This window comes from Vreelandella maris (assembly GCF_013371085.1).
Lineage (GTDB): Bacteria > Pseudomonadota > Gammaproteobacteria > Pseudomonadales > Halomonadaceae > Vreelandella > Vreelandella maris.
The window spans coordinates 114,843-139,399 of record NZ_JABWCV010000003.1 but is presented as its reverse complement, the minus strand read 5'-3'; the positions used below and the strand labels follow the sequence as shown (position 1 = coordinate 139,399).

22 protein-coding genes and 5 tRNA genes are annotated in these 24,557 nt (G+C 55.5%); 17 read left to right on the top strand and 10 right to left on the bottom strand.

The genetic code is table 11. From position 1 onward, the window contains the following. Position 1 precedes the first annotated feature (1 nt). On the bottom strand, positions 2-781 hold the full coding sequence (gene glcC / locus HUO07_RS03325) for a transcriptional regulator GlcC (protein ID WP_101147519.1): 780 nt from the start codon (positions 779-781) through the stop codon (positions 2-4). A 215-nt stretch (positions 782-996) separates the two neighbouring features. On the opposite strand from glcC, the gene glcD reads away from it, so the two are divergent. The 4 genes from glcD to HUO07_RS03305 all read left to right on the top strand — a co-directional run bounded on the left by glcD (position 997) and on the right by HUO07_RS03305 (position 5,383). Then, positions 997-2,496 (top strand): glycolate oxidase subunit GlcD, encoded by a 1,500-nt coding sequence (gene glcD / locus HUO07_RS03320; protein WP_176302359.1) that lies wholly within the window; start codon positions 997-999, stop codon positions 2,494-2,496. A 51-nt stretch (positions 2,497-2,547) separates the two neighbouring features. Next, positions 2,548-3,648, top strand: coding sequence for a glycolate oxidase subunit GlcE (glcE, locus tag HUO07_RS03315; RefSeq protein WP_101147521.1), 1,101 nt, complete (start codon positions 2,548-2,550; stop codon positions 3,646-3,648). A 14-nt stretch (positions 3,649-3,662) separates the two neighbouring features. Further along, a complete protein-coding gene (glcF, locus tag HUO07_RS03310) occupies positions 3,663-4,895 on the top strand; it encodes a glycolate oxidase subunit GlcF (protein ID WP_176302358.1) in 1,233 nt (410 codons plus the stop codon). A gap of 86 nt (positions 4,896-4,981) precedes the next feature. Further along, the gene (locus tag HUO07_RS03305) at positions 4,982-5,383 is read left to right on the top strand and encodes a heme-binding protein (RefSeq protein ID WP_008955984.1); all 402 of its coding nucleotides are present in this window, start codon (positions 4,982-4,984) and stop codon (positions 5,381-5,383) included. Between the two features lie 116 nt (positions 5,384-5,499). On the opposite strand, the gene HUO07_RS03300 is transcribed toward HUO07_RS03305, so the two are convergent. From HUO07_RS03300 to HUO07_RS03275, 6 genes are all read right to left on the bottom strand, one after another. Then, a tRNA-Asp gene (locus HUO07_RS03300) sits at positions 5,500-5,576 on the bottom strand. A 79-nt stretch (positions 5,577-5,655) separates the two neighbouring features. Next, positions 5,656-5,731: transfer RNA gene (locus HUO07_RS03295), tRNA-Val, on the bottom strand. 52 nt (positions 5,732-5,783) lie between these two features. Continuing rightward, positions 5,784-5,860, bottom strand: a tRNA-Asp gene (locus HUO07_RS03290). Positions 5,861-5,918: 58 nt separating this feature from the next. Next, positions 5,919-5,995: transfer RNA gene (locus HUO07_RS03285), tRNA-Asp, on the bottom strand. 70 nt (positions 5,996-6,065) lie between these two features. Then, positions 6,066-6,141, bottom strand: a tRNA-Val gene (locus HUO07_RS03280). A gap of 96 nt (positions 6,142-6,237) precedes the next feature. Then, on the bottom strand, positions 6,238-6,981 hold the full coding sequence (locus HUO07_RS03275) for an alpha/beta fold hydrolase (RefSeq protein ID WP_176302357.1): 744 nt from the start codon (positions 6,979-6,981) through the stop codon (positions 6,238-6,240). Between the two features lie 164 nt (positions 6,982-7,145). Between HUO07_RS03275 and ccoN the strand changes: the two genes are divergently transcribed. From ccoN to fnr, 11 genes are all read left to right on the top strand, one after another. After that, on the top strand, positions 7,146-8,570 hold the full coding sequence (gene ccoN, locus HUO07_RS03270) for a cytochrome-c oxidase, cbb3-type subunit I (RefSeq protein WP_176302356.1): 1,425 nt from the start codon (positions 7,146-7,148) through the stop codon (positions 8,568-8,570). 19 nt (positions 8,571-8,589) lie between these two features. Continuing rightward, on the top strand, positions 8,590-9,198 hold the full coding sequence (ccoO, locus tag HUO07_RS03265) for a cytochrome-c oxidase, cbb3-type subunit II (RefSeq protein WP_008955981.1): 609 nt from the start codon (positions 8,590-8,592) through the stop codon (positions 9,196-9,198). 3 nt (positions 9,199-9,201) lie between these two features. Continuing rightward, the gene (locus HUO07_RS03260) at positions 9,202-9,426 is read left to right on the top strand and encodes a CcoQ/FixQ family Cbb3-type cytochrome c oxidase assembly chaperone (protein WP_008955980.1); all 225 of its coding nucleotides are present in this window, start codon (positions 9,202-9,204) and stop codon (positions 9,424-9,426) included. Next, on the top strand, positions 9,423-10,352 hold the full coding sequence (gene ccoP / locus HUO07_RS03255) for a cytochrome-c oxidase, cbb3-type subunit III (protein WP_008955979.1): 930 nt from the start codon (positions 9,423-9,425) through the stop codon (positions 10,350-10,352). Before HUO07_RS03260 ends, ccoP begins: the two co-directional genes overlap by 4 nt. A gap of 147 nt (positions 10,353-10,499) precedes the next feature. After that, a complete protein-coding gene (gene ccoG, locus HUO07_RS03250; protein ID WP_008955978.1) occupies positions 10,500-11,939 on the top strand; it encodes a cytochrome c oxidase accessory protein CcoG in 1,440 nt (479 codons plus the stop codon). A 6-nt stretch (positions 11,940-11,945) separates the two neighbouring features. Further along, complete coding sequence (locus tag HUO07_RS03245; protein WP_176302355.1) at positions 11,946-12,479, top strand: FixH family protein; 534 nt, start codon at positions 11,946-11,948, stop codon at positions 12,477-12,479. Then, positions 12,476-14,935, top strand: coding sequence for a heavy metal translocating P-type ATPase (locus tag HUO07_RS03240; protein ID WP_176302354.1), 2,460 nt, complete (start codon positions 12,476-12,478; stop codon positions 14,933-14,935). The genes HUO07_RS03245 and HUO07_RS03240 overlap by 4 nt, the downstream gene beginning before the upstream one ends. Further along, positions 14,932-15,174 carry a cbb3-type cytochrome oxidase assembly protein CcoS gene (gene ccoS / locus HUO07_RS03235; protein ID WP_176302353.1) on the top strand — a complete coding sequence of 81 codons (243 nt, stop codon included), beginning with the start codon at positions 14,932-14,934 and terminating at the stop codon, positions 15,172-15,174. The genes HUO07_RS03240 and ccoS overlap by 4 nt, the downstream gene beginning before the upstream one ends. After that, complete coding sequence (locus HUO07_RS03230) at positions 15,171-15,866, top strand: sulfite exporter TauE/SafE family protein (protein WP_176302352.1); 696 nt, start codon at positions 15,171-15,173, stop codon at positions 15,864-15,866. Before ccoS ends, HUO07_RS03230 begins: the two co-directional genes overlap by 4 nt. Before the next feature lie 101 nt (positions 15,867-15,967). Continuing rightward, positions 15,968-17,407, top strand: a complete 1,440-nt coding sequence (gene hemN / locus HUO07_RS03225; protein WP_176302351.1) for an oxygen-independent coproporphyrinogen III oxidase — start codon at positions 15,968-15,970, stop codon at positions 17,405-17,407. A gap of 103 nt (positions 17,408-17,510) precedes the next feature. Then, the gene (gene fnr, locus HUO07_RS03220; RefSeq protein WP_176302350.1) at positions 17,511-18,254 is read left to right on the top strand and encodes a fumarate/nitrate reduction transcriptional regulator Fnr; all 744 of its coding nucleotides are present in this window, start codon (positions 17,511-17,513) and stop codon (positions 18,252-18,254) included. On the opposite strand, the gene ttcA is transcribed toward fnr, so the two are convergent. The 3 genes from ttcA to HUO07_RS03205 all read right to left on the bottom strand — a co-directional run bounded on the left by ttcA (position 18,247) and on the right by HUO07_RS03205 (position 21,752). Then, positions 18,247-19,158 carry a tRNA 2-thiocytidine(32) synthetase TtcA gene (gene ttcA / locus HUO07_RS03215; RefSeq protein ID WP_176302349.1) on the bottom strand — a complete coding sequence of 304 codons (912 nt, stop codon included), beginning with the start codon at positions 19,156-19,158 and terminating at the stop codon, positions 18,247-18,249. The genes fnr and ttcA overlap by 8 nt on opposite strands. Positions 19,159-19,263: 105 nt before the next feature. Next, a complete protein-coding gene (locus HUO07_RS03210; protein ID WP_176302461.1) occupies positions 19,264-19,917 on the bottom strand; it encodes a 3'-5' exonuclease family protein in 654 nt (217 codons plus the stop codon). Positions 19,918-19,922: 5 nt separating this feature from the next. Next, positions 19,923-21,752: a DUF294 nucleotidyltransferase-like domain-containing protein gene (locus tag HUO07_RS03205; protein ID WP_176302348.1), complete on the bottom strand. Its 1,830-nt coding sequence runs from the start codon at positions 21,750-21,752 to the stop codon at positions 19,923-19,925. A 675-nt stretch (positions 21,753-22,427) separates the two neighbouring features. On the opposite strand from HUO07_RS03205, the gene HUO07_RS03200 reads away from it, so the two are divergent. Both HUO07_RS03200 and HUO07_RS03195 read left to right on the top strand, forming a co-directional pair. Continuing rightward, on the top strand, positions 22,428-22,688 hold the full coding sequence (locus HUO07_RS03200; protein WP_176302347.1) for a DUF4212 domain-containing protein: 261 nt from the start codon (positions 22,428-22,430) through the stop codon (positions 22,686-22,688). Positions 22,689-22,694: 6 nt separating this feature from the next. Beyond that, positions 22,695-24,476: a sodium:solute symporter family protein gene (locus HUO07_RS03195; protein WP_176302346.1), complete on the top strand. Its 1,782-nt coding sequence runs from the start codon at positions 22,695-22,697 to the stop codon at positions 24,474-24,476. Positions 24,477-24,557: the final 81 nt, after the last annotated feature.

Below are 24,557 nucleotides of genomic sequence, written 5' to 3'. Positions count from 1 at the left end.
ACTACTGCCACTCCTCAAGGCGCATGGAGGAGCGCTCCAGCCTATCATGCTCCACCTCCAGATCACGCAGCAGTTGGCTAATGCTGGAGAGATGCTCCAGCGCAACCTGTTTTGCCTGCGCCGCCTCGCCGCTGACAACGGCATCATGCAATTGGGCATGCTGCTGATTGATCATCGCCCGCGGTACCGGCAAATGATAAAGGTGTTTGACCGAAGCGAAAACCGAGCTAAGCAGTAAGTCGGTCAGGCTTTGCAGCGTGTGTACCAGTACCGGGTTGTGCGAGGCTTGGGAAACCGCTAAATGAAAAGCGTGATCGAGCCTGGCAAGACGTTCAACATCGATCGTCTCGGCTGATTCCACGTAGTCGGCCATTTCACGATAACGCCGCGTGATCAACACTCGGTCGGCGGAAGTGCCTCTGTTTGCCGCTAACCACGCCGACTCCCCTTCCAGTAGAGCACGCACTTCCAGTAGATCAAACAGCGTACGTGGATGGTCTTTAAACAAGTGCATTAAAGGGCTTTGATTGCTGACGGGCAGCAGCGTAGCTACCGTTGAGCCGTGGCCCTGCCGGGTATCGATAATTCCTTTGCTGCGCAGAATTCTTAATCCCTCACGCAGCGATGCGCGGGAGACGCCCAACCGGTCACACAGCCGTCGTTCCGAAGGAAGCAGCTGGCCGGGGCGAAAGACGCCATCAAGAATAAGCCGCTCAAGCCGGGTGGCCACTTGATCCGGCCTTCGCTGCCCGGGTGACAAGGCTTGATTTTCTGCTGCCATGGTAACTCTCCTGATGGGCAATATGACCAGCTTGCCAGCACTTCACCCAGTACTAAACAAAGAAGGCATCACTGTCGACCAATTACTGGTCAGACCAATGCACCACCACCTAGACAGATGGATAAAAAAAGCTCAAATTGAGGCCATGCCAGTTGGTGGTATGCGCCTAAATTTTCAACGTTTGCCTTTAATGATAATAAGCATGGGATGTCGTGATGAATATCCTCTTTGATGAGCGTCTGGACGGCGAATTGGTTCAGCGAGATAAAAGCGAGGTCTTGAACGACCTGCAGCAAGCGGTCCCGGATATGACGCTGCTGCACCGTGAAGAAGACCTCCGCCCCTTTGAGTGCGATGGGCTAGCGGCCTATCGCGTGCTACCGATGCTGGTGGCACTGCCTGAAACCCTGGAGCAGGTAAAAGGGCTGCTGAAGCGCTGCTATGCGCTGGGCGTGCCCGTCGTTACCCGCGGCGCGGGCACCGGCCTCTCTGGCGGCGCGCTGCCACTGGAGCAAGGCGTGCTGCTGGTCATGTCGCGCTTTAGCAAAATACTGAGTGTGGACCCCGATGCCCGCATGGCGCGAGTTCAGCCTGGCGTGCGTAACCTGGCAATTTCTGAAGCTGCTGCGCCTTACGGACTTTACTACGCGCCGGATCCCTCCTCGCAAATTGCCTGCTCGATCGGCGGTAACGTGGCCGAAAATGCTGGTGGCGTACACTGCCTCAAATACGGCCTGACAGTGCATAACGTGATGCGCGTCGACGTGCTCACCATTGAGGGAGAGCACATGACCTTGGGCGCCGAGTCTTTCGATGCGCCCGGCTTTGATCTGCTGGCGTTGATGAATGGCTCAGAAGGCATGCTTGGCGTGGTCACCGAAATTACCGTTAAGCTGCTGCCCAAGCCCGAAACCGCCAAAGTACTGATGGCCAGCTTCGACGATGTCGAAAAAGCGGGACGCGCCGTGGGCGACATTATTGCCGCTGGCATTATCCCCGGCGGCCTGGAGATGATGGATAAACTTGCCATCAAAGCCGCCGAAGATTTTGTCAAAGCAGGCTACCCCCTCGACGCCGAAGCGATTTTGCTCTGCGAGCTGGATGGCGTAGAAGCCGACGTGGACGACGATTGCGATACCGTACGGCGGGTACTTGAAAAAGCTGGGGCCACCAATATCCAGCAGGCCCGCGATGAAGCCGAGCGCGCCAAGTTCTGGGCCGGGCGTAAGAATGCCTTTCCTGCAGTGGGCCGTATGTCACCCGATTATTATTGCATGGACGGCACGATTCCACGCCGCGAACTCCCCCGCGTACTCAAAGGCATTGCCGCGCTTTCCGAGGAAAGCGGCCTGGCAGTTGCCAACGTATTCCACGCAGGTGATGGCAACATGCACCCGCTGATCCTGTTTGATGCCAATAAAGAGGGACAGTTGGCGCTTGCCGAAGAGGTGGGCGGCAAGATTCTTGAGCTTTGTGTCGCGGCAGGCGGCTCGATCACAGGTGAGCACGGTGTTGGGCGCGAAAAGATCAACCAAATGTGCAGCCAGTTCCAGCCGGATGAGATTAGCGTTTTTCATGCCCTGAAAGCGGCATTTGACCCTAAGCGACTGCTCAACCCCGGCAAGAACATTCCAACCCTGGCGCGCTGCGCAGAGTTTGGCGCCATGCATGTTCACAATAACGAACTGCCGCACCCGGATCTGCCCCGTTTTTAATAGTGACCTAGTCAAGATCACCACTAGGCAAAATAAATATTGGAATAGACCATGACCGAACTAGCGATGCATGCCGCCGACCGCGATATCGCTGACACGCTGTGTGAGCAGGTGCGCAGTGCGTATGACGCACGCACTCCGCTACGTATTGTAGGCGGAGATACCCGCGCTTTTTATGGCCGACCGGTGGAAGGCCAAGCGCTGCAGATGGCTGAACATAGTGGCATTGTCAGCTACGACCCGGTGGAATTGATCGTCACCGTGCGCGCTGGCACGCGGCTAAGCGCCCTTCAAGCAGCGCTGGCAGAGAAACACCAAATGTTAGGGTTTGAGCCGCCCATGTTTGGCGAAGCCTCGACCATTGGTGGTGCCGTTGCGACCGGCCTTTCCGGCCCACGCCGCCCCTGGGCGGGTGCGGCGCGGGATTTTGTGCTCGGCACACGGATAATCACTCAAGAGGGCAAGCTGCTGCGCTTTGGTGGCGAAGTGATGAAGAATGTCGCCGGTTACGATCTTTCGCGCATGATGGCTGGCGCCCAGGGAACGCTTGGCGTACTGACCGATATTTCGTTTAAGGTGCTGCCGATCCCCAACGCCACGCACAGCCTGCGTTTATCGCTCAACCTTAACGATGCGCTGAAAAAGCTGGCCGAGCTGGGCCGTCAGCCGCTACCAATCACAGCGGCTGCCTGGCATAACGGTGAACTCTTTCTGCGCCTAGAGGGGGGTAAAAGCTCAGTACAGGCAACCCAGGAGCGCTTAGGCGGCGAATCGCTTGATCCAAGCTTCTGGACATCCCTACGCGACCATAGCCATCCATTTTTCCAGCTAAACGACGGCCAAGCATTGTGGCGGCTATCGCTGCCGCCCAATACCGCGCCTCTGAACCTGGATATTGCCGAAACCGATATTTTTTACGACTGGGCAGGCAGTCAGCGCTGGGTAAAAACAGCGCTGGACGCTGATACGCTGCGCGCCGCCTGCAAAGCAGTAGGCGGCCATGCCACCTGTTACACACCCCATGCCCAGGGCGGCGCCGTTGAGCCTTTCACACCGCTGAATGCGGTGGTGGAAAAATATCATCGTAACTTAAAGGCGGAGCTGGATGCCCATGGCATATTCAATCCCGGTCGTCTTTATGCGGCGTTTTAATCAGGAGAGCTGACATGCAGACGCAATTTACCGATGCCGACCGTCAGAAGCCGCACATACAGGAAGCAGATAGCATTTTGCGCACCTGCGTTCACTGCGGTTTCTGTAACGCCACCTGCCCCACCTACCAGCTGTTAGGCGATGAGCGCGACGGCCCCCGCGGGCGTATTTATCTGATGAAGGAGCTGCTTGAGAGCCGCGACGATGACGACCAGGTCACCGAAGAGACTCGCCTGCACCTTGACCGCTGCCTGACCTGCCTTAACTGTGAAACCACCTGCCCTTCAGGCGTGGAGTACCACAAGCTGCTCAACATTGGCCGTGCCGAAATTGAGCGCCGGGTGCCCCGCCCTGCTGGCGAGCGGGCTCAGCGCTATGCGCTGCGTAAGATGATGGTCGAACCTAAACGCTTTCAGGCGCTGCTAAAGCTGGGTCAAACCTTTAAGCCGCTGGTGCCTAGCAAGCTACGCAATAAAATGCCCGCTGAACCGATAGATGCAGGCGTACGCCCTGATGCGCACCGTCATACCCGGCAAGTGCTGATTCTGGAAGGCTGCGTGCAGCCGGGGCTGTCACCCAATACCAATGCGGCTACCGCGCGGATCCTAGATCGGCTCGGCATTAGCGTAACGCCGGTGGCTGAAGCAGGCTGCTGTGGCGCGGTTGATTTTCACCTCAACGCCCAGGACGATGGCCGGGCTCGTATGCGCGCCAATATCGACGCTTGGTGGCCATATATTGAACAAGGCGCTGAAGCCATCGTTCAAACCGCCAGCGGTTGCGGCGCCTTTGTTAAAGAGTATGGCTATATGCTCAAGGATGATCCTGAGTACGCCGTTAAAGCGCAAAAGGTCAGCACCTTGGCCAAAGACATTGTCGAAATCTTGCGCGATGAGCCCCTGGAAGCATTGAACGTTAAAGGATCCAAGCGGCTGGCATTTCACTGCCCTTGTACGCTGCAACACGCGCAAAAGCTTAACGGTGCAGTGGAAGGCGTACTCACCAAGCTCGGCTTTTCGTTAACGCCGGTGCAGGATGCGCACCTCTGCTGCGGCTCGGCGGGCACTTACTCGATTACTCAACCGGAAATTGCCACCCAACTGCGCGACAATAAGCTCAATGCCCTGGAGGCCGGTAATCCAGAGATGATTGTCACTGCCAATATCGGCTGTCAAACCCACTTGGCTGGCGCCAACCGGACGCCGGTGCGCCACTGGGTTGAAATCGTCGATGCGGCACTTCCCTAGCGCTAGTGGTTACTCTTTAACCCCTACCGCCGCGCTGCTACTTAATAGCGCGGCGACTCACTCCCTGCCTTAAAAAGGATTACACCATGCAAACAAAAGCCATCCTCGCTCAAGCCGATGTCATCAATGTATTAGACGCGGCGCAAAAAGAAGCCGACAGCAATAACTGGCCGGTCACTATCGCAGTAACCGACGACGGCGGCCACTTATTGGGCCTGCGCCGCTTAGATGGTGCCGCCCCTTTCAGTGCCGATGTTGCCACGCAAAAAGCGCGCAGCGCAGCGCTAGGTCGTAAAGAGACCCAGGTATTTGAAGAGATGATTAACGGCGGCCGTACAGCGTTTATTTCTGCGCCGCTGCAGGGTCTACTTTCAGGTGGTGTGCCGATCACAGTGGATGGCCATGTGGTGGGTGCCGTGGGCATTTCCGGCGTTAAACCCGACCAGGACGTACAAGTTGCCAAAGCGGGTGTCAGCGCTATCGGCTAAGGCTAGCGTGCAGCCTATGGGCTGCACGCAATAAAAAAGCCCGGATCATTGATCCGGGCTTTTTTTGGAATTCGTTCGGCTGATGCCGATGTTACATTTTCAATCTAAGCGCTTAATGGCGGACCGGACGAGACTCGAACTCGCGACCTCCGGCGTGACAGGCCGGCATTCTAACCGACTGAACTACCGGTCCACGTTAAGGCGCATTACTACTACAACCATCGTATGCATAGCATTTTCAGCGGTTCAGAGGCGCTTTAAATGGTAGGCGATGGTGGGTGGTACTGGGTTCGAACCAGTGACCCCCAGCTTGTAAGGCTGGTGCTCTCCCAACTGAGCTAACCACCCAATCTGTCAATAAGTCCCACAGGCACTTACCAACCTTGCTTCGCAGTTATCGTGGCGGACCGGACGAGACTCGAACTCGCGACCTCCGGCGTGACAGGCCGGCATTCTAACCGACTGAACTACCGGTCCGAATAGCGATAACGTACTTTAATACTACTTGCTCATAAAGCAGATACTGATTTGATGTTGGCGGACCGGACGAGACTCGAACTCGCGACCTCCGGCGTGACAGGCCGGCATTCTAACCGACTGAACTACCGGTCCGTTAGGCACATCAAAGCTTAATCTTACTTTTTACTTCACGCTTCCAAACCATTTTAGCGATTACTAAATATGGTGGGTGGTACTGGGTTCGAACCAGTGACCCCCAGCTTGTAAGGCTGGTGCTCTCCCAACTGAGCTAACCACCCGCTGGTCACGTGGCGCTGCATTCTACAGAAGGTTGTTTCAATGTCAACATGCTGCGCTTAAAAACTGCTTTTAAGCTAGCGCGTTGCCCTCTTCTTTCAAGCCTTGTCTTTCAAGCCTTGGCTGTGAACGCGGACGAAGGATGCCGCAACCTGGGTGGCTTCGTCAATCAAAAACGTTTGCGTTAGCCCAGAAGAGCGCCGTGGCTTGAAATCGTGATCGCCATCTTTCAGCCAAGCCAGCTGTGCATTAGCGGGCAGCGTATAGCTTGTGACCTCCTCCTGAGTACCGAAAGGATCTCGCTCGCCTTGTATCACTAGCATGGGGCAAGTAATCGTCGGCCAGTGTTCCAAACGAAGCTTTTCCGGCACTTTGGTGGGATGAAACGGGTAACCGGCCACCACGACACCAGGGCACGGTTGTTGACTGGCTAACAGCGTCGCCACGCGGCCGCCCATTGATTTCCCCCCAACCCACAGCGGCCCGTCAAACAGGGAATCAAGTAGCGCATACCACTCGGCAAACTGGGCAAGCGTCTGCGCGATCGGCGGCGGTGGGCGTCGCTTGCCGGTTTCCTGCATTTGCTGCATATAGGGGAAATCAATACATAGAACTTGTATGCCCCGCCCAGCCAAAGAGGTGACAAATTGACGCATGAAAGCGGACTGCTGGCCGGCGCCAGCGCCATGGGCAAACAGCAAGCGTCCTATTTTGGCCTCACCATGAACTGCCAACGGCCCCATGCCCTGCACCAAATAACAGCCGTTTGAGTCGAGATGAGTCTCTTCGCTTAATGCATCTGGCGTTAGCGAAATGTAGTCAGACAAAGCGTAATGTGACATGCACCGCTCCTAATAATTCAATGATTAACCTATTGGCATGTTCAGCTTAAGCCTCGGCTGCGCTAGAATCCTCGTCGGATCTTGACCTGCATCATCAAGCGGGTGGCCGCATCCGTGCAAAATGCCACGGGTTACCCCCTAACCGCGTTCGATGGGAACATGAAATGAGCACAGCACTTGAACACCCGACCTACAACTACAAGGTAGTTCGGCAGTTCGCGATTATGACCGTTGTGTGGGGCATCGTGGGAATGACCGTTGGTGTCATCCTCGCCTCGCAACTGGTTTGGCCGCAACTGAACCTCGGCATACCTTGGACCAGCTTCGGGCGACTGCGTCCGTTACACACTAACGCCGTTATTTTCGCTTTTGGTGGCTCGGCGCTCTTTGCAACGTCCTATTACGTTGTCCAACGAACGTGCCAGACACGGCTATTCTCGGACAGGCTGGCGGCCTTTACGTTCTGGGGCTGGCAAGCCGTTATTATCTCAGCGATCGTGTCGCTCCCCATGGGCTACACCACGACCAAGGAGTACGCTGAGCTAGAGTGGCCGATCAATATATTGATTGCAGTCGTTTGGATCAGCTATGCCATCGTGTTCCTGATGACGATTAAAAAGCGCACCACGTCGCATATTTATGTGGCGAACTGGTTCTTTGCGGCGTTTATTTTAACCGTTGCAGTGCTGCATATCGTCAACAACGCGGCGATCCCGGTTACCCCGATGTACTCCACCTCGATCTACGCTGGTGCGGTGGATGCCATGGTGCAGTGGTGGTACGGCCATAACGCGGTAGGCTTTTTCCTGACCGCTGGCTTCCTGGGCATGATGTACTACTTCGTGCCGAAGCAGGCTGAGCGACCGATCTACTCTTACCGTCTTTCCATCGTCCACTTCTGGGCGCTGATCATGATTTACATGTGGGCAGGTCCGCACCACCTGCACTACACGGCGCTGCCGAACTGGGCGCAGTCGCTGGGCATGATCATGTCGATCATCCTGCTGGCACCCTCTTGGGGCGGCATGATAAACGGCATGATGACCTTGTCAGGCGCTTGGCATAAGCTGCGCACGGATCCGACTTTGCGCTTCTTGGTAGTGGCCCTATCGTTCTATGGCATGTCGACGTTTGAAGGCCCGATGATGGCCATTAAAACGGTCAACGCGCTGTCGCACTACACAGACTGGACCATTGGCCACGTTCACTCCGGCGCGCTCGGCTGGGTAGCGATGATCACTATCGGCTCGATGTACCACCTGATCCCGCGCGTATTCGGTCGCACTGAAATGCACTCCGTCAACCTGATTGCCGTGCACTTCTGGCTGGCCACTATTGGCACCGTGCTCTACATCGCCTCCATGTGGGTTAACGGCATTCTGCAAGGCCTGATGTGGCGTGCGATCAACCCTGACGGCACCCTGATGTACACCTTCGTTGAAGCCGTTGAAGCCAGCGCGCCGGGCTACTTCGTGCGCTTAATCGGCGGCCTCTTCTGGGTCACCGGCATGCTGATCATGGCATTCAACGTTTACATGACCGTTAAGCGTCGTGAGGCCATCAGCCATTCAGCGCCACAAGCTGCTTAAACCGGGGAAGTTGAGACCAATGAAACACGAGATTGTCGAAAAGAACGTTGGCCTGCTTGCCGTGTTGATCCTTGTCGTGATCAGTTTCGGCGGCTTGGCTGAGGTGGTGCCACTGTTTTTCCAGAAGCAGACCACCGAGCCGGTTGAAGGCCTGGAGCCTCTATCAGCGCTGGAACTGGAAGGCCGTGACATCTATCGCCGTGAAGGCTGCGTGGGCTGTCACTCACAAATGGTTCGCCCGTTCCGCGCTGAAACCGAGCGCTACGGCCACTACAACGTGGCGGGTGAGCAGGTTTATGAGCACAACTTCCTGTGGGGTTCCAAGCGTACCGGGCCGGATCTGGCGCGTGTAGGCGGCCGCTATAGCGACGACTGGCACCGTGCTCACCTCTACAACCCGCGGGATGTAGTGCCCGAGTCGATTATGCCGGCTTACCCCTGGCTGTTTGAAAACACCCTCGATGGTGACGCCACACCGAGAAAGATGCGCACGCTGCGTCAGCTAGGTGTGCCGTATACCGACGAAGATATCGCCAATGCGACTGCAGATGTCCGCGGCACCCAGGAAATTACTGCCCTGGTCGCGTATCTACAGCAGCTCGGAACCGTGCTCGAGGGCACTCGTTAAGTTATGGATACGGGAACTTTTCGCGGACTCATCACGCTGATCTTGATTTTCGCTTTTATCGGCATCGCCCTCTGGGCGTACTCCAAGCGGCGCAAGCCAGACTTCGACGAAGCGGCCAACCTGCCCTTTGCCGATGAAGATGAGCAACCGACCAGTGACAAGCACGCGTCGCATGAACGCGATAGCGAAGCGCATTCCCGCCAAGACAGGGGAGATAAGAAGTTATGAATAATTTATGGGGTGACTCCCTATCCGGCTTCTGGAGTGCCTGGATCATTATCATTACGCTGGGCACAATTGCGCTGAGCGTATGGATATTGCTCTCCAACCGTCGTACCGATAAAACGCCGGATGCTGAAGGCAACGTAGAAACCACTGGCCATGCTGCCGACGGTATTGAAGAGTATGACAATCCACTGCCTCAGTGGTGGTTCAAACTGTTCATTCTGACGGTGATCTTTGCGCTGGGTTATCTCGTTCTTTATCCCGGCCTTGGCAACTACGCCGGGGTGCTGGGCTGGTCGCAAGAGGGCCAGTGGGAAGAGGAAGTTGCACAAGCGGAAGAACGCTTCACACCGATTTTTGCCCAGTATCAGGAAGTGCCTATTCCTGAGCTAGCCGAAGATAACGAAGCGATGCAGGTGGCGGAACGCATTTTCCAGAACAACTGCGCGGTGTGTCACGGTTCTAACGCGCAAGGTGGCTACGGCTTCCCGAACCTGACCGATGACGACTGGTTATACGGCGGAGAGCCCGACAATATCGTTCAAACGCTGACGAATGGCCGTAACGGTCTGATGCCTTCCTGGCAGCAGCTGGGGCAAAACAATATTGAGAACCTGTCTCAATACGTGCTCTCACTGTCTGATGAAGCGCATGACGAGGCACAAGCTGAACAGGGCGAAAGCACCTTTACAGCAGTGTGTGCGGCTTGCCACGGCCCAAGCGGCACGGGTAATACAGCCCTCGGCGCGCCTAACTTGACCGACAATACCTGGCTCTACTTGGCGCCCGGCCAAGAGGTAGGTGACTCCATCCGTCAAACGCTACGCAATGGCCGTAACGGTCATATGCCAGCGCAAGCGGCTTATATTGGTGAAGAGCGTGTTCACCTGGTCGCTGCTTACGTGTATAGCCTGCGCTTAGCAGACTGATTGACTAGACAGCCATGCTAGCCAAGCAAGGGTGCGGCCTCAAACCGCACCCTTTCTTTATGCGCAAACCGATACAATATTGACCATGCACCGTCTTTACGAAACTGGGGTGCACTCTCTCCTGCCTTCTGAGCCGGGAATACTGCCATGGAAAAGATACCGACCCAAGACGTCACGCCGAATCCGGTGGGGCATCACACTCCTCCACAACAACCGGTTACTCAGGAAATGTACGCCAAACGGCGTCACATTTATGTGCGAGAAATTAAAGGTATTTTCCAGAAACTACGCCGCAGTACTAATTGGGCGTTAATGATGATGTTTTTCCTAGTGCCCTGGATTAACCTTGGCGGCCGGCCACTCATTCTATTCGACCTGCCTAATCGTGAATTCCATATCTTTACCGCCACGTTTTATCCGCAGGAGTTCATACTGCTGTCGTGGCTGTTGATCATTTGTGCTTTTGGGCTGTTCTTTATTACCGTTTTTGCTGGTCGGGTGTGGTGTGGTTATACCTGCCCGCAAAGCGTTTGGACCTTTCTGTTTATCTGGCTTGAACACCGCATCGAAGGCTCGCGTAACAGGCGCATCAAGCTCGACGATCAGCCGATGACAGCGGATAAGGCGTGGCGTAAAACTGCCAAGCACACCGCTTGGCTACTGATAGCGCTCGCTACCGGCATCACCTTTGTGGGCTATTTCACTCCGATTCGCGATTTAGTGGCGGAGTTACCGACATTTGAAGCCCATGGCTGGTCCTACTTCTGGGTGGGCTTTTTCCTGGTATTCACCTACCTGAACGCGGGTTGGCTGCGTGAACAGGTGTGCATTTATATGTGCCCCTATGCCCGCTTTCAATCGGTAATGTTTGACCGTGACACCCTGATTGTCTCCTACGATGAGTCCCGCGGCGAACCTCGCGGGCATCGCAAAAAAGGGCTGAGCCACCAGGAAGCGCGGCAATCTGGCTACGGCGACTGTATCGACTGCGACCTGTGTGTGCAGGTCTGCCCCACCGGCATCGATATCCGCGATGGGCTGCAGTATGAGTGCATCACCTGCGCCGCCTGCATCGACGCCTGCGACAGCGTGATGGACAAAATGGGCTACCCACGAGGGCTGATACGCTACACTACCGAAAACGCGCTTGAGGGCAAAAAGAGCCATATAATGCGCCCTCGCCTGCTAGGCTACTTTGCCGCATTGGTGCTAATGATAGGCACTTTTGCCTGGGCGATTAATGACCGCATGCCGCTTAACTTTGACGCTGAGCGGGAGCGCACCCAACTTTACCAAACGACCCGCGACGGCCTGATTAGTAATGTGTTTACCCTGACCATTCGTAACCTTGATGACCAGGATCACACTTACCAGCTGAGCGTTTCCGGGCTGCCCAGTTTAGCCTTAGAGAGCAATATGATTGACGTGCCTGCGGGTGAGTCGCGCTTAGAAGTCGTTACGGTGACCGCTAGCCCTGACGAACTACAGCAACCCAGTCACGACATTGTATTCACACTGCAGGCTCAGCAAGACGAACGTATTCGCCTTGAGCGGGATGCCCGCTTCCTGGGCGATATTAGGAGATAAACGACGATGTCATCCCTACCCTCTAGCGAGAAGGTGATCCCCTGGTACAAGCAGTTTTGGCCATGGTTTCTGATCGGCATTCTGCTCTCATCCATTATGTTCAGCATTACCTTTGCCGTTATGTCAGTTAAAAGTTTTGATGGCATGGTAGTGCAGGAGGATTACTACGAGCATGGCAAAGCCATTAATATGGTACTTGCCAAGCAGGAGCAGGCCCGCGCTCAGAACTTAAGCGCCGAGCTACGTCTTGATCCGATGACCAGCGACATCGTGGTTGATTTAAGCGGCGATGCGCGTCCCGACAAGCTCTATCTGGACCTCATCTTCCCTACCGAGGATGACCGTGATCAATCGTTCATACTTGAGCATGTCCGTGACGGCCGCTATATAACCCAGGGGCCCGACAACCTGCGCTACCGCTGGTACCTACAGATTCAGCCCGCACTAGAAGATGCCGACTGGCGCCTGACGGGTGAAGCGACGTTCCCGAATGAAAATAGCGTCGCGCTATTGCCAGGAGGGCGTCCAGAAAGCGAATGAGCAACGCCGCGCCTGCCTCTGACTGCTACCACTGCGGTAACCCGGTGCCCGCTGCGGCACCCTGGACGATTACCCTGGATGACCACACCCACCCGCTTTGCTGCCCCGGCTGCGAAGCGGTGGCTCATGCCATTGTCGACGGCGGGCTAGAGAGCTACTACCGCTACCGGACCGAACTTCCCGAACGCCCCGATGAACACCAAGCCGCCAAAGCAGACACGTGGTCGGTGTTTGACGACCCCGGCCTGCAGGCGCAGTTTGTTCACCCTGATGGTGATGAGGGCAACGTCAAAGCCACCCTCGCCATTGAAGGCATTACCTGCGCCGCCTGTGCGTGGCTGATTGAACACCGCCTGAATGCGTTGGAGGGAATTACCACCAGCGCGGTGAATTTAACCCACCACCGACTGCGCGTGAGCTGGGACCCGCAGCAGCTTAAACTCTCGCAACTACTAGCCGAACTGGCTGCAATTGGCTACGACGCTCAACCTTACGAACCGGATCAAGCCCAAGCACGCATGCAGCATGAAGAGCGCATGAACGTGCGGCGATTGATCATCGCTGCAGTAGGCATGATGCAGGTGATGATGTTCTCGATCCCCATTTATGTCTCCGGCCCCGGTGAAATCAGCGACGATTTCTACGCGCTGTTCCACTGGCTCTCGTTTGCCTTAGCAACGCCGGTAGTATTTTTCTCCGCCCAGCCGTTCTTTCGCAATGCCCTGCGCGACCTGCGCACCGGCGTACTGGGGATGGATGTGCCAGTGTCGCTGGCGATCGGTGGAGCTTATCTTGCCAGCAGCTATGCGGTGCTGTTTAACGTCGGCGAGGTCTATTTTGACTCGGTCGCCATGTTCACCTTTTTCTTGCTGTTTGGGCGCTACGTGGAAGGCCGCGCCAGGCGCCGTAGTGGGCATAGCGGCAATGCGCTGAGCGGTGTGCTGCCTATCTCGGCTACACGACTGGAAAGCGACGGCAGCGAACGCATTCTGCCTGCCAGTGAACTCGCCCCGGATGATCGTGTCTTGATCAAGCCCGGCCACGGCGTGCCTGCCGATGGCGTGATTGAGGAGGGTGAATCAAGCCTGGATGAATCCATGCTGACCGGCGAATACCTGCCGGTCACCCGTCGGGTGGGCGACCGCATTATCGGCGGCAGCCAGAACATGGAAAACCCGCTGGTGATCCGAGTTACCCACGCCGGGCGCGATGCCCGTGTGGCGGGCATTGTCGATCTCACCGATCGCGCCTTTGCCAGCCGTCCGCGGCTGGCCCAGATGGCGGCGCGCATGGCCCACCTATTTGTACTTCGCCTGTTAGTGGTGACCGCCTGCGTCACCATCGCCTGGTGGTTTATCGACCCCTCGCGGATGCTCTGGGTACTGCTTTCGGTGCTGGTCGTGACCTGCCCTTGTGCGCTGGCGCTGGCCACCCCCGCGGCCCTGACCGCAGGCCATGGTCAACTGCGCAAGCGCGGCGTGTTGATAACCCGTGCCGATGCCATGGAGACGCTCTCCAACGTAACCCGGGCAATCTTTGACAAAACCGGCACGCTCACCCGCGGCGAGATGCACCTGACCCAGACCAAACCGTTCGGCGAATTAACCGCCGAGCGTGCCCAGGCGATTGCCGCGGCGCTCGAAGCCCACTCAGAACACCCTATCGCCCGCGCCTTTCGTCCGTTTCGGGATGCAACGCTTCAGGCAAAAGATATTCATAGCCATACCGGTCAAGGACTAGAGGGCACGCTAAACGGCGCGCGCTGGAAGCTGGGCAAACCAGAATTTTCCACTGGAGAACCCATTTCGGCACCCGCCAGGGGGCAATGGCTGCTGCTGAGCGAAAACGGCGAACCCCGCGCCTGGTTTGGTCTTCATGATGGCATTCGTGATGACGCTGCTGCCACGATCAAAGCCCTACAGGCCCAGGGGCTAACCGTGGAGCTGCTCTCCGGTGATACCGTCGATGCTGTGGAGAGCCTGGCCAACCAACTCAACATAACGACGTGGCACGCAGGCACCAGCCCAGAAGGCAAACTGGCCCGGATGAAAGAGCTTCAAGCCGCTGGCGAAACCGTGGTGATGATTGGTGACGGCATCAACGACGTGCCGGTGTTAGCCGGTGCTGATGTGGCAATTGCCATGAACGGTGCGACGGACTTAGCCCGCACCCGCGCCGACGCGGTGCTGCTCAGCCCACGCCTGATGCGGATTTTTGAGGCTATCGAGATTTCCCGCGCGACCCGGCGTATCATGCGCCAGAACATGATCTGGTCAGTATGCTACAACTTTTCGGCGCTGCCGCTGGCGGCCATGGGGCTGGTGCCACCCTGGATGGCGGCCATTGGTATGTCGCTCAGCTCGCTAGTGGTGGTGGGTAACGCGCTGCGGCTGTCACGCTGGCGTACGACGCCGCCCGCCTCTTCGCCAAGCGCTTCAACACCGGTAACCGCATGACGATTCTGTATCTACTCATTCCGCTTTCACTTATTCTGCTGGGCCTCGCCGTCTGGGCATTCTTTTGGGCGGTGAAAAATGATCAGTTCGACGACTTGGAAGGCCCGGCGCACCGCATTTTGTTTGATGAAGATGAGAACGACCTAACCCCTGAACAGCGTCAACAACGTCAGCGCGCTAAGCAAAAGCCGACTATCCCCGCCGAAAACTCAACCGACGACCAAGAGCCCCGGCCATGAATCCAACCGGCCTTGACCTGCCGCCACTGCTGGCGGCGTTCGTGTTTGGTTTGATGGGCGGCGCCCATTGCATTGGCATGTGTGGTGGCATTATGAGCGCGCTCACTTTTGCAGTCCCCCCCAGCATGCGCCATCCGGCGCGTATGGGAGGCTTGCTGCTCAGCTATAATGCAGGTCGTATTACTAGCTATATGAGCGCAGGCGCACTGGTAGCTCTACTAGGCACACTGTTTTCCCTCTCAGCCACGGCGCGAATGCTGCTACAAGTGTTTGCGGCGCTGATGCTGATCCTGATGGCGCTGTATATCGCCAACTGGTGGAAAGGGCTGCTGAAAGTGGAAGCGGTAGGCCGCCGCCTATGGCGCTTCATCGAGCCGGTAGGGCGACGTTTAATGCCAGTGGTTCATTTACCCCAAGCCTTTGCGCTGGGGGCGATATGGGGTTGGCTGCCCTGTGGGCTGGTCTACTCCATGCTGGCCTGGAGCTTAGCGATTGCCGACCCGCTCCAGGGCGCACTATTGATGGGCGCCTTTGGACTGGGCACGCTGCCTGCGCTGCTGGCCACCGGGCTTGCCGCGCGCCAGTTAAGCCACCTGATTCGTCACCCAGCCACGCGCAGCGTCGCAGCCATAACGATCATTGCGTTCGCGTTGTGGCAACTGTGGACAGTCACCGCACACAACCTGCATTAACATGACTTGGCTCAATATTTATATCGGCGCCGCGCGTTAGGCTGGCTCTGGCTTTGAAAAAACAGCCTTTAAAACGCCCCTTTTAACGCCGGAGCCACTTCATGCCCGTTCATGCCCCCGCGGCTTCTTCTACGATGACTTCAACCATGGCCGGGGCAGCACCGGAGCAGAAAGAGTGGGATGAAGCCTTGCTACGCCGTTACGATACCAGTGGCCCGCGCTATACGTCTTACCCCACGGCGTTGTCGTTTCACGACCAATTTACCCCGAGCGATTTGACCCAGGCGTTAGAGCGCAGCAATGCCAGCCAACGTCCTCTTTCGGTGTATGTGCATATCCCCTTCTGCCGTAAAATTTGCTTTTACTGCGCGTGTAATAAAATTGCCACCAAGAACACCGCCCTGGCCGAGCCGTACTTATCCCGGCTCGACCGTGAAATGGTGCTGACTGCTCGCCACCTGGATACCACACGACCAGTGAAGCAGTTGCATTGGGGAGGCGGAACACCGACGTTTCTTAACTTGAACCAGATGGGCGACTTGATTGATCGCCTGGACGCGCGCTTTGGTCTCTCGTCCGCGTCTGATCGCGATTACGCGATTGAAATCGACCCACGCGAAGCGGACGTATTTACGCTGCGCCACCTGCAATCGCTCGGCTTCAATCGCATCAGTTTAGGCGTGCAGGACTTAAGCCCGCTGGTACAGAAAGCCATTAACCGTATTCAGCCACGGGTGCTCACCGAGACGCTGATGGATGAAGCACACCGGCTGGGCTTTCGTTCGCTCAATCTCGATTTAATATACGGTTTGCCCTTTCAGACTGAAAAAAGCTTTGCGGACACCCTGCGCCAAGTGATCGAGCTAAACCCCGCACGGCTTTCGGTATTTAACTACGCTCATATGCCCGAGCGCTTTGCCCCCCAGCGGCGGATTAACGTCGATGACCTGCCGGGCAGCGATGAGAAGCTGGCGATTCTGCGCACCACGATTGAGATGCTCACCGCGGCCGGTTATGTGCACATCGGCATGGATCACTTTGCTCGTCCTGATGACAGCTTGGCGATCGCCCAGCGCGAAGGCTCGCTCCAACGCAACTTTCAAGGCTATTCCAGCCACGCCCAGTGCGACTTAATCGGGCTTGGCGTGTCGGCGATTTCTCGCGTCGATGACGTCTATGCACAGAACCCTAGTGATCTGGCCCGCTATGAAGCAGCGCTGGATCAAGGCCAATTGGCAACCGTACGTGGGCTGCGCTTAAGTGACGATGACCTGATCCGCCGGGACGTTATTGAGCGACTAATGTGTGATATGCGCATTGATCTGGCCGCCATCGGTCAACGCTGGAACATTGATGCCCCGCGTTACTTTGCGCAAGCGCTTGAGCACTTACAGGGCGCCGAGCGAGATGGCCTGCTGACACGCAGCGGCGACCAACTAAGCGCGACGCCCATGGGGCGGCTGCTGATTCGTCATTTAGCCATGGCGTTTGATGCTCACCTGCCGCAGCAATCAGGCAAACACTACTCAAAGATTGTGTAAACAAACTATCGCTAACGAAATGAAGCTTCCATAATAAGAGAAGCATACCTCAGGACAGCGTAATGAATACCTGCCACTCACGACGCTACTCAAGGAGCTACGCATGTTGGAACCCATGAGCCGCCGACGCTCGCTACTCCATGAAGCTCGCTGCCAAACCTGCAGCTTGAGTTCACTATGCCTGCCACTTGCCCTTGAGATCGACGATATGGGCCAGTTCGATGCTATTATTCGTCGTCGCGCACCGCTGAAAAAAGGCGAGCCACTATTTCGCCAAGGCGATACCTTTACCAGCGTTTACGCGGTCCGTTCGGGCAGTTTGAAGCAGGTCACCTCAGAGGGAAACGGCAGCGAACAACTGACCAATTTCTACCTCCCGAGCGAGCTAGTGGGGTTGGACGGGATCGATGAAGAGCACTACCCAGGGAGTGTAATTGCCCTGGAAACAACCACCGTTTGCGAGATTCCCTTTGATAGCTTGGACTCACTCTCTGAGGAGCTGCCCGAACTGCGTGGCCAGCTGTATCGCAGCATGAGCAAAGAGTTGCGCGACGACCGGCGCATGATGCGACTGCTATCACGTAAAACTGCCGACCAGCGGCTAGCGAGTTTTTTAATCACACTTTCGGATCGTTTTCGTCGCCGTGGCTACTCGCCCTACAGTTTCCGCCTTTCCATGTCCAGGGCCGATATCGGCAACTATTTGGGTTTAGCGGTGGAAACCGTCAGCCGGATTTTAAGCCGCTTCCAGCAGCAGAGCGTAGTGGCGGTATCCGGGCGAGAGGTCAATATTCTTGATATGCAACGCTTAATCACCCTCGCCGAAGAGGAGCAAAACGCTAGCTGACGTTAAATGCCTGGATCCGTCCGGCCAGTAGTTCTGCCTGTTTGGCTTCTAGCCCTTCAAAATCAAAGAGATTGCGATCCGCTAGCTGGGAAGGCGCAATATTGGTAACGGCTTTAAACATGCTTTCCAGGCGACCGGGGAATTTTTTGTCCCACTCGGCGAGCATCTCTTTGACGACCTGACGCTGCATATTGGGTTGCGAACCGCATAGATTGCAAGGAATAATCGGGAATTCCATTAGCCGTGAAAACTCAGCAATATCGGCTTCTTTGCAGTAAGCCAGTGGCCGAATGACGATGTTTTTACCATCATCAGAAAGCAGCTTAGGCGGCATCGCTTTTAAGTTGCCGCCAAAGAACATATTGAGAAACAGAGTCTCGAGGATGTCTTCACGGTGGTGACCCAGGGCGATTTTATTGGCGCCAATCTCTTCAGCAAAGCCATACAGCGAACCGCGGCGCAGACGTGAACAGAGCGCACAGGTAGTTTTGCCTTCTGGGGTTTTCTCCTTCACCACCGAGTAGGTATCACGCTCGACGATGTGATACTCCACGCCCTGCTTATCCAGATACGCAGGCAGCACGTGCTCGGGAAAACCAGGCTGTTTTTGATCCAGATTGACCGCTACCAGTGAGAAATTGACCGGCGCGTTGCGCTGCAAGTTACGCAAAATCTCCAGCATCGTATAGCTGTCTTTGCCGCCGGAGAGACAGACCATGACCCGGTCGCCTTCATTGATCATCTGGTAATCAATAATCGCATTGCCTACTTCTCGGCGTAGGCGCTTTTGCAGCTTGTTAAATTCACGTTTCTGCTTTGCATCAGCCAGCTCTGGCGAGTCTTGCTCTACATCAGCGTGGGCGACTCCGAGGGAAGCCGGGTCAAAATGATCAAGAGATTGCATGGTATAAGCACTGCCGAGGGTGGAAGGCATTCAAGAAAAAGTGGCTACTATTCTAACAACACTCACCGCCCTGACCCAACTACTCGTATACAGCGCTGCCTATGACTAAGCAGCCTCCGCCATAATGCGCTGCAGGCGCATATAGAGCAGCGCGCTGGAAGTAGCCTCACCTAACACGCCCTGCATCCCCATCGCGGGTACTTGCCAGCACGCCAGCGCTTGGGCAAAGCTACTCGGCGCCTCTATCTCCGGATGCAAGCGCCGCAGCTGGCGCTGATGCAGCTTTTCTACGTCGACCTGGGCATTGGGCAGCGCGAAATCCAACCGCTTTCTCAGCAACGCATTTAACGCCCCAATCCGCTGGTCTAACTGCCAGCCGACAATAGGGCGATTACCAATAAACTCTACTAACGCATTTAAATTGTCGCGGTTTGGGGCAGCCACCTCCCCTGCCTGGCTCAGCAGGTGGTGGCGACGCAGCGATGCATGGTCAGCCTGCCCCGGTGCGCCTAGCGTCAGCACAAAAGCACGGCTGGTACGCACCTGCTGTTGGCTAAGCACTACGGCGGCCAAACTGGTCACAGGTGACGTCGGTGTAGGCGTTGATGTGCAGGCAAGCGCTACCAGTTCTTCGCCCATATAGGGCTGAAAGAGCCAGGCATAGGGAGAATCAGCACAGCGTCGCCGGTCGCTTTCGCGACGCAACAAGGTGCGTAAGGAACCGCTAAAAAGTGCCACGTGTCGATCTAACAGCCGCATTCCGCTCACGAATACTCCAGATGATAACGATGGGAAAGCCGCTGCTTAAAGTCTTTCACAATGTGCAGTGCTTCACGCAATAGGTCGCGTTCTAGCGAAGAGAGGCTTTGCACCACGACACGATTGGTGCGGTTCGCCTCTTGCGATGTGCTACTTGCCTCTAGGGCAGTGAGCTGCTGTTTGAGACGCAACTCGGAAAACAGCGCCAGGGCTTCGCCCAGGTCGTCAGCGAACCGTCGATCCAAGCGGCCATCGGCGGCCAGCGCGTCTAAACGATCCAGTGTTGAGGTCGCTTTGATTCGTCGCTCCAGCGCCATGGTACGCACGCCGTGGACAATGGGGAAAATGCCGCCTTTCTTGATATCGATACCGTGCTGGGGCTTTTTCAGCGAGCCAAACAGCGTTAGCGGTGTGGAAAAGCGTAGCGCCGTGCGAGCAAAGTACGAAAGCAGTAGCTCATCACGAGAACAGCGTTCAAATAGCTCTTCTCGTACGCTCTCAAGCAGATTGGGGTTACCGGCCACGGCATGAGCATCAAGCATAATCGCCAGTTTCATTAGGCTGTCGCCATCCCGCTCGCTGGCCCATTTGGCAATATTGCTCTTCCACTGCGACACCGTGGCCACCCACTCAGGGTTCGAAACCATAATATTGCCGGGGCACGGCGGGTAGCCAAGCTGGATGAGGGTATCGGTGAGCGTTTGCATGTGGCTCATAAGATCTGGCCACTGCGCGTCGTCGGCGAGAATCAAGCCATTATCCTGGTCGGTTTTTAGTATTTGTTCGCCGCGCCCTTCGCTACCCATCACCATCATGCAGCTCTGCTCGCGGTACTTCTCATCAATAGTGAATTCCCAGGCTTTACTCATGATACGGCCGTTCAGCGCAGCGAGTAGATCCATCGCAAAGCGTAGCTTTACGCCTTGAGCCATCAGCGCCTTCACCAGCTCTGGGGTGCGCTGGCTGGCCGCCGACAGTGCTTCCAAACTACTCGCCTGTTCGACTTGTAGACTCACCACGTAGCTGCGACTGGAAAAATAGCTAAGTACGTCGGTGAGTTCGACGACGCCTTTGAGAACGTTTTGCTCCAGCACCACTACACGCGTCACTTTATGCCGCGTCATCAGTACCAGAACTTCAAATAAGTATTGATCCGGCGCGACGGTGACCAGATTAAAATGGGCGATCTCATCAAGCGGTGATGACAACGCTCTACCGTGCAATACCAATCCATTGAGCAGGTCGGTTTTCGTCACCATGCCTAGCTTGCCTTGAGTCTCGACGAGCAGGCTGTCGGCGTGGCTGTCGTTGAGCTGCTTCACCGCGCTGGCAATATCAGTAGCCGCCGCCATTAACAGCGGCGCACGCATACATTCGCTTACCTTGGCCAACATAAAACCCGCCATGGTGACACCTCCTTCGGCACGCTTTTCAGTCAGTAAGCGTGCTTTATGCGTCAGCGATTGGCGAAAGAAATTACTGAAGTCCGGGTAATGACGGCACAACTGCTGAAACAACGCTTTGGGCAGCAGGTAACACAAGCACTCCTGCTCGGCCTTAAAACGATAGCGGCTTTTACCATTGAGAATGCTGATCGCGCCAAATAGGTCCCCGGCCGTGTAATGACCAATACGCGAGGTAGACGAGGGCAGCGTGGGGTCGATTTCTGCCACTTCACCTTTATGTATCAGGTAAACAAACTCTCCCGCCTGCCCGGTCTCTAGGATTATTTCGTCGCGGTCAAAATACGCAAGATCAATGCCACGGCGAATGTGGTCACGACCTTCATCGTCAAGAAGCGTGAACGGCAGTTGGGATAGATCCACATCGACCATTGTGCATGACCTCATTCAACTAAAGGCGAACTAGAAAATAAAGTAAATAAGCACTCCGCCCGACATTGATCAACGTCAAAGGAGCCTTTCCAACGCTTCAAAAACGGTAATCGATTATTATGTGAAGGTGGTGGTACGGGTATAAAGGATTCACTTCCCAACTAGCAAGTATAACGTCGTTATACCTTTAGCTATCACGCTAAGGTCGAAGCGACTTTTGACACACGACCAAAGTCTCAACATCTACTAATCACGATTAGCCTTAAAATTCTCTCCATGTATTTAAAGTAGCCAATAACCACTTATATTTGCTCACTAGACTATCGTCCTATAGCTCTGCAAACGCCTGTAAACTTCGCTTAAAAAATGCCTAAAAATACGTATTTTCAACCACATGTAAAACAAAAAGGGCACTTTAGCTGTTTATTGATACCAAAGTCTGGGATTTATTTTTTTGTGTTTATTGCCCAGTATTAACAATGAGTCATGCAGGGTAATCGCACGTCACTTACTAACTCGAAAGTCTATATCGAATAATAAGGTGACGTGCTGACGAAAGCTGGCTCACCACTCTATACGATTGAGTGGCTTTCGACGTGCGATTGCCCTGATGGGTCACACGCTATTCCTCGTGAACTTTCCCAACCTTAAAAATCACAAGTGGAGAGCAACACAATGGCAGACGACAAAACTAATGCTGCTGAATACTGGAAAGCTAACGTCCGCTTAATTTTCGGATGCCTAGCTGTTTGGGCATTTGTTTCTTACGGATGCGCTATCCTGTTTCGCCCACTGCTCGCCGGTATTCCGGTCGGCGGCACCGATCTTGGCTTCTGGTTTGCACAACAGGGCTCCATTTTAACGTTTATCGTGCTGATCTTCTTCTATGCCTGGAAGATGAATAAGCTCGATGAAAAATTTGGCCTTGGGGAGTAAGCCGGTATGAGCCAGTTTGCAATTAACTTACTGTTCGTCGGCGCCTCCTTTGCCCTCTATATCGGCATTGCGATTTGGGCACGAGCAGGCTCGACAAAAGACTTCTACGTCGCGGGCGGCGGCGTTCATCCGATCACTAACGGTATGGCGACTGCGGCTGACTGGATGTCAGCGGCGTCGTTTATTTCAATGGCGGGCCTGCTGGCCTCTGGTGGTTACGCTAACTCCACCTTCCTTATGGGCTGGACCGGTGGCTACGTTATCCTTGCGATGCTGTTAGCTCCTTACCTGCGTAAGTTTGGTAAGTTCACCGTGCCTGACTTCATTGGTGACCGCTTCTACAGCAACACCGCTCGCCTGGTGGCGATTGTGTGTTTGATTGTAGCGTCAGTCACTTACGTAATCGGCCAGATGACCGGTGCGGGCGTGGCGTTCTCACGCTTTCTTGAAGTCAGCAACACCTGGGGTATCTGGCTAGCTGCGTTGATCGTTTTCCTCTACGCCGTGTTTGGCGGTATGAAAGGCATTACCTATACCCAGGTAGCTCAGTACATTGTTCTGATCATCGCTTACACCATTCCTGCGGTATTTATTGCCTTCCAACTGACCGGCAACCCGATTCCGATGTTCGGCATGTTCAGCACGCACACTGAATCCGGTGTACCGCTGCTGGAAAAACTGGATGATGTGGTCAATGCGCTTGGTTTCCAAGACTACACCGCCGATGTGGACAATAAACTCAACATGGTGCTGTTCACGCTGTCGTTGATGGTCGGTACCGCCGGTCTGCCCCACGTTATCATTCGCTTTTTCACCGTACCGAAAGTGGCTGATGCACGCTGGTCTGCCGGTTGGGCGCTGGTGTTCATTGCATTGCTTTACCTCACCGCACCAGCGGTAGGCTCCATGGCACGCTTGAACCTGATGACCACGGTCTACCCAGAAATGGCTGGCCAAACCGAAAACTACGAAGAAGCAGCAAACAATCCAATCCTGTACGAAGAGCGTCCTGACTGGTTCCGTACCTGGGAAGAGACAGGCCTGATCAACTTTACAGATACTAACGAAGACGGCCGTATTCAGTTCTACAATGATGCAACTGACTACACCGACCGTGGCTGGGAAGGCAACGAGCTAACCGTTAATAACGACATCCTGGTACTCGCCAACCCGGAAATTGCCAATTTGCCCGGCTGGGTCATTGGCCTGATCGCAGCAGGGGGTATCGCGGCAGCACTCTCTACCGCAGCAGGTTTGCTCCTAGCGATCTCGTCGGCGATCAGTCACGATTTGATCAAGACCATGATCAATCCGAAAATCACCGAAAAAGGCGAAATGTTAGCGGCTCGAATCTCCATGGGCGGCGCGATTCTGCTGGCCACCTACTTGGGGCTTAATCCACCGGGGTTTGCGGCACAAACGGTGGCACTCGCCTTTGGTATCGCCGGTGCATCGCTATTCCCTGCGCTGATGATGGGTATCTTCTCCAAGCGGATGAACAGCCCAGGCGCCGTTGCCGGCATGCTGGCGGGCTTGGTTTGCACCCTGCTGTACATCTTCACCTATCTAGGCTGGTTCTTTGTGCCGGGCACCAACATGCTGGCCAACACGCCGGATAACTGGATCTTAGGCATCTCGCCGCTCTCCTTCGGTGCGGTGGGCGCGATGATCAACTTCGCAGTTGCCTTTGCAGTTTCCAGAGTGACCGCGGCACCGCCGCAGGAAATTCAGGATCTGGTGGAAAGCGTTCGCTATCCGAAAGGTGCTGGTATGGCGGTAGATCACTAAGTCATACTACTTCCTGATGCGTTATCGCAATACAGCGATAACGCTTTGGAATCGACCTCACCATCGGGCTTCCTAACGGAG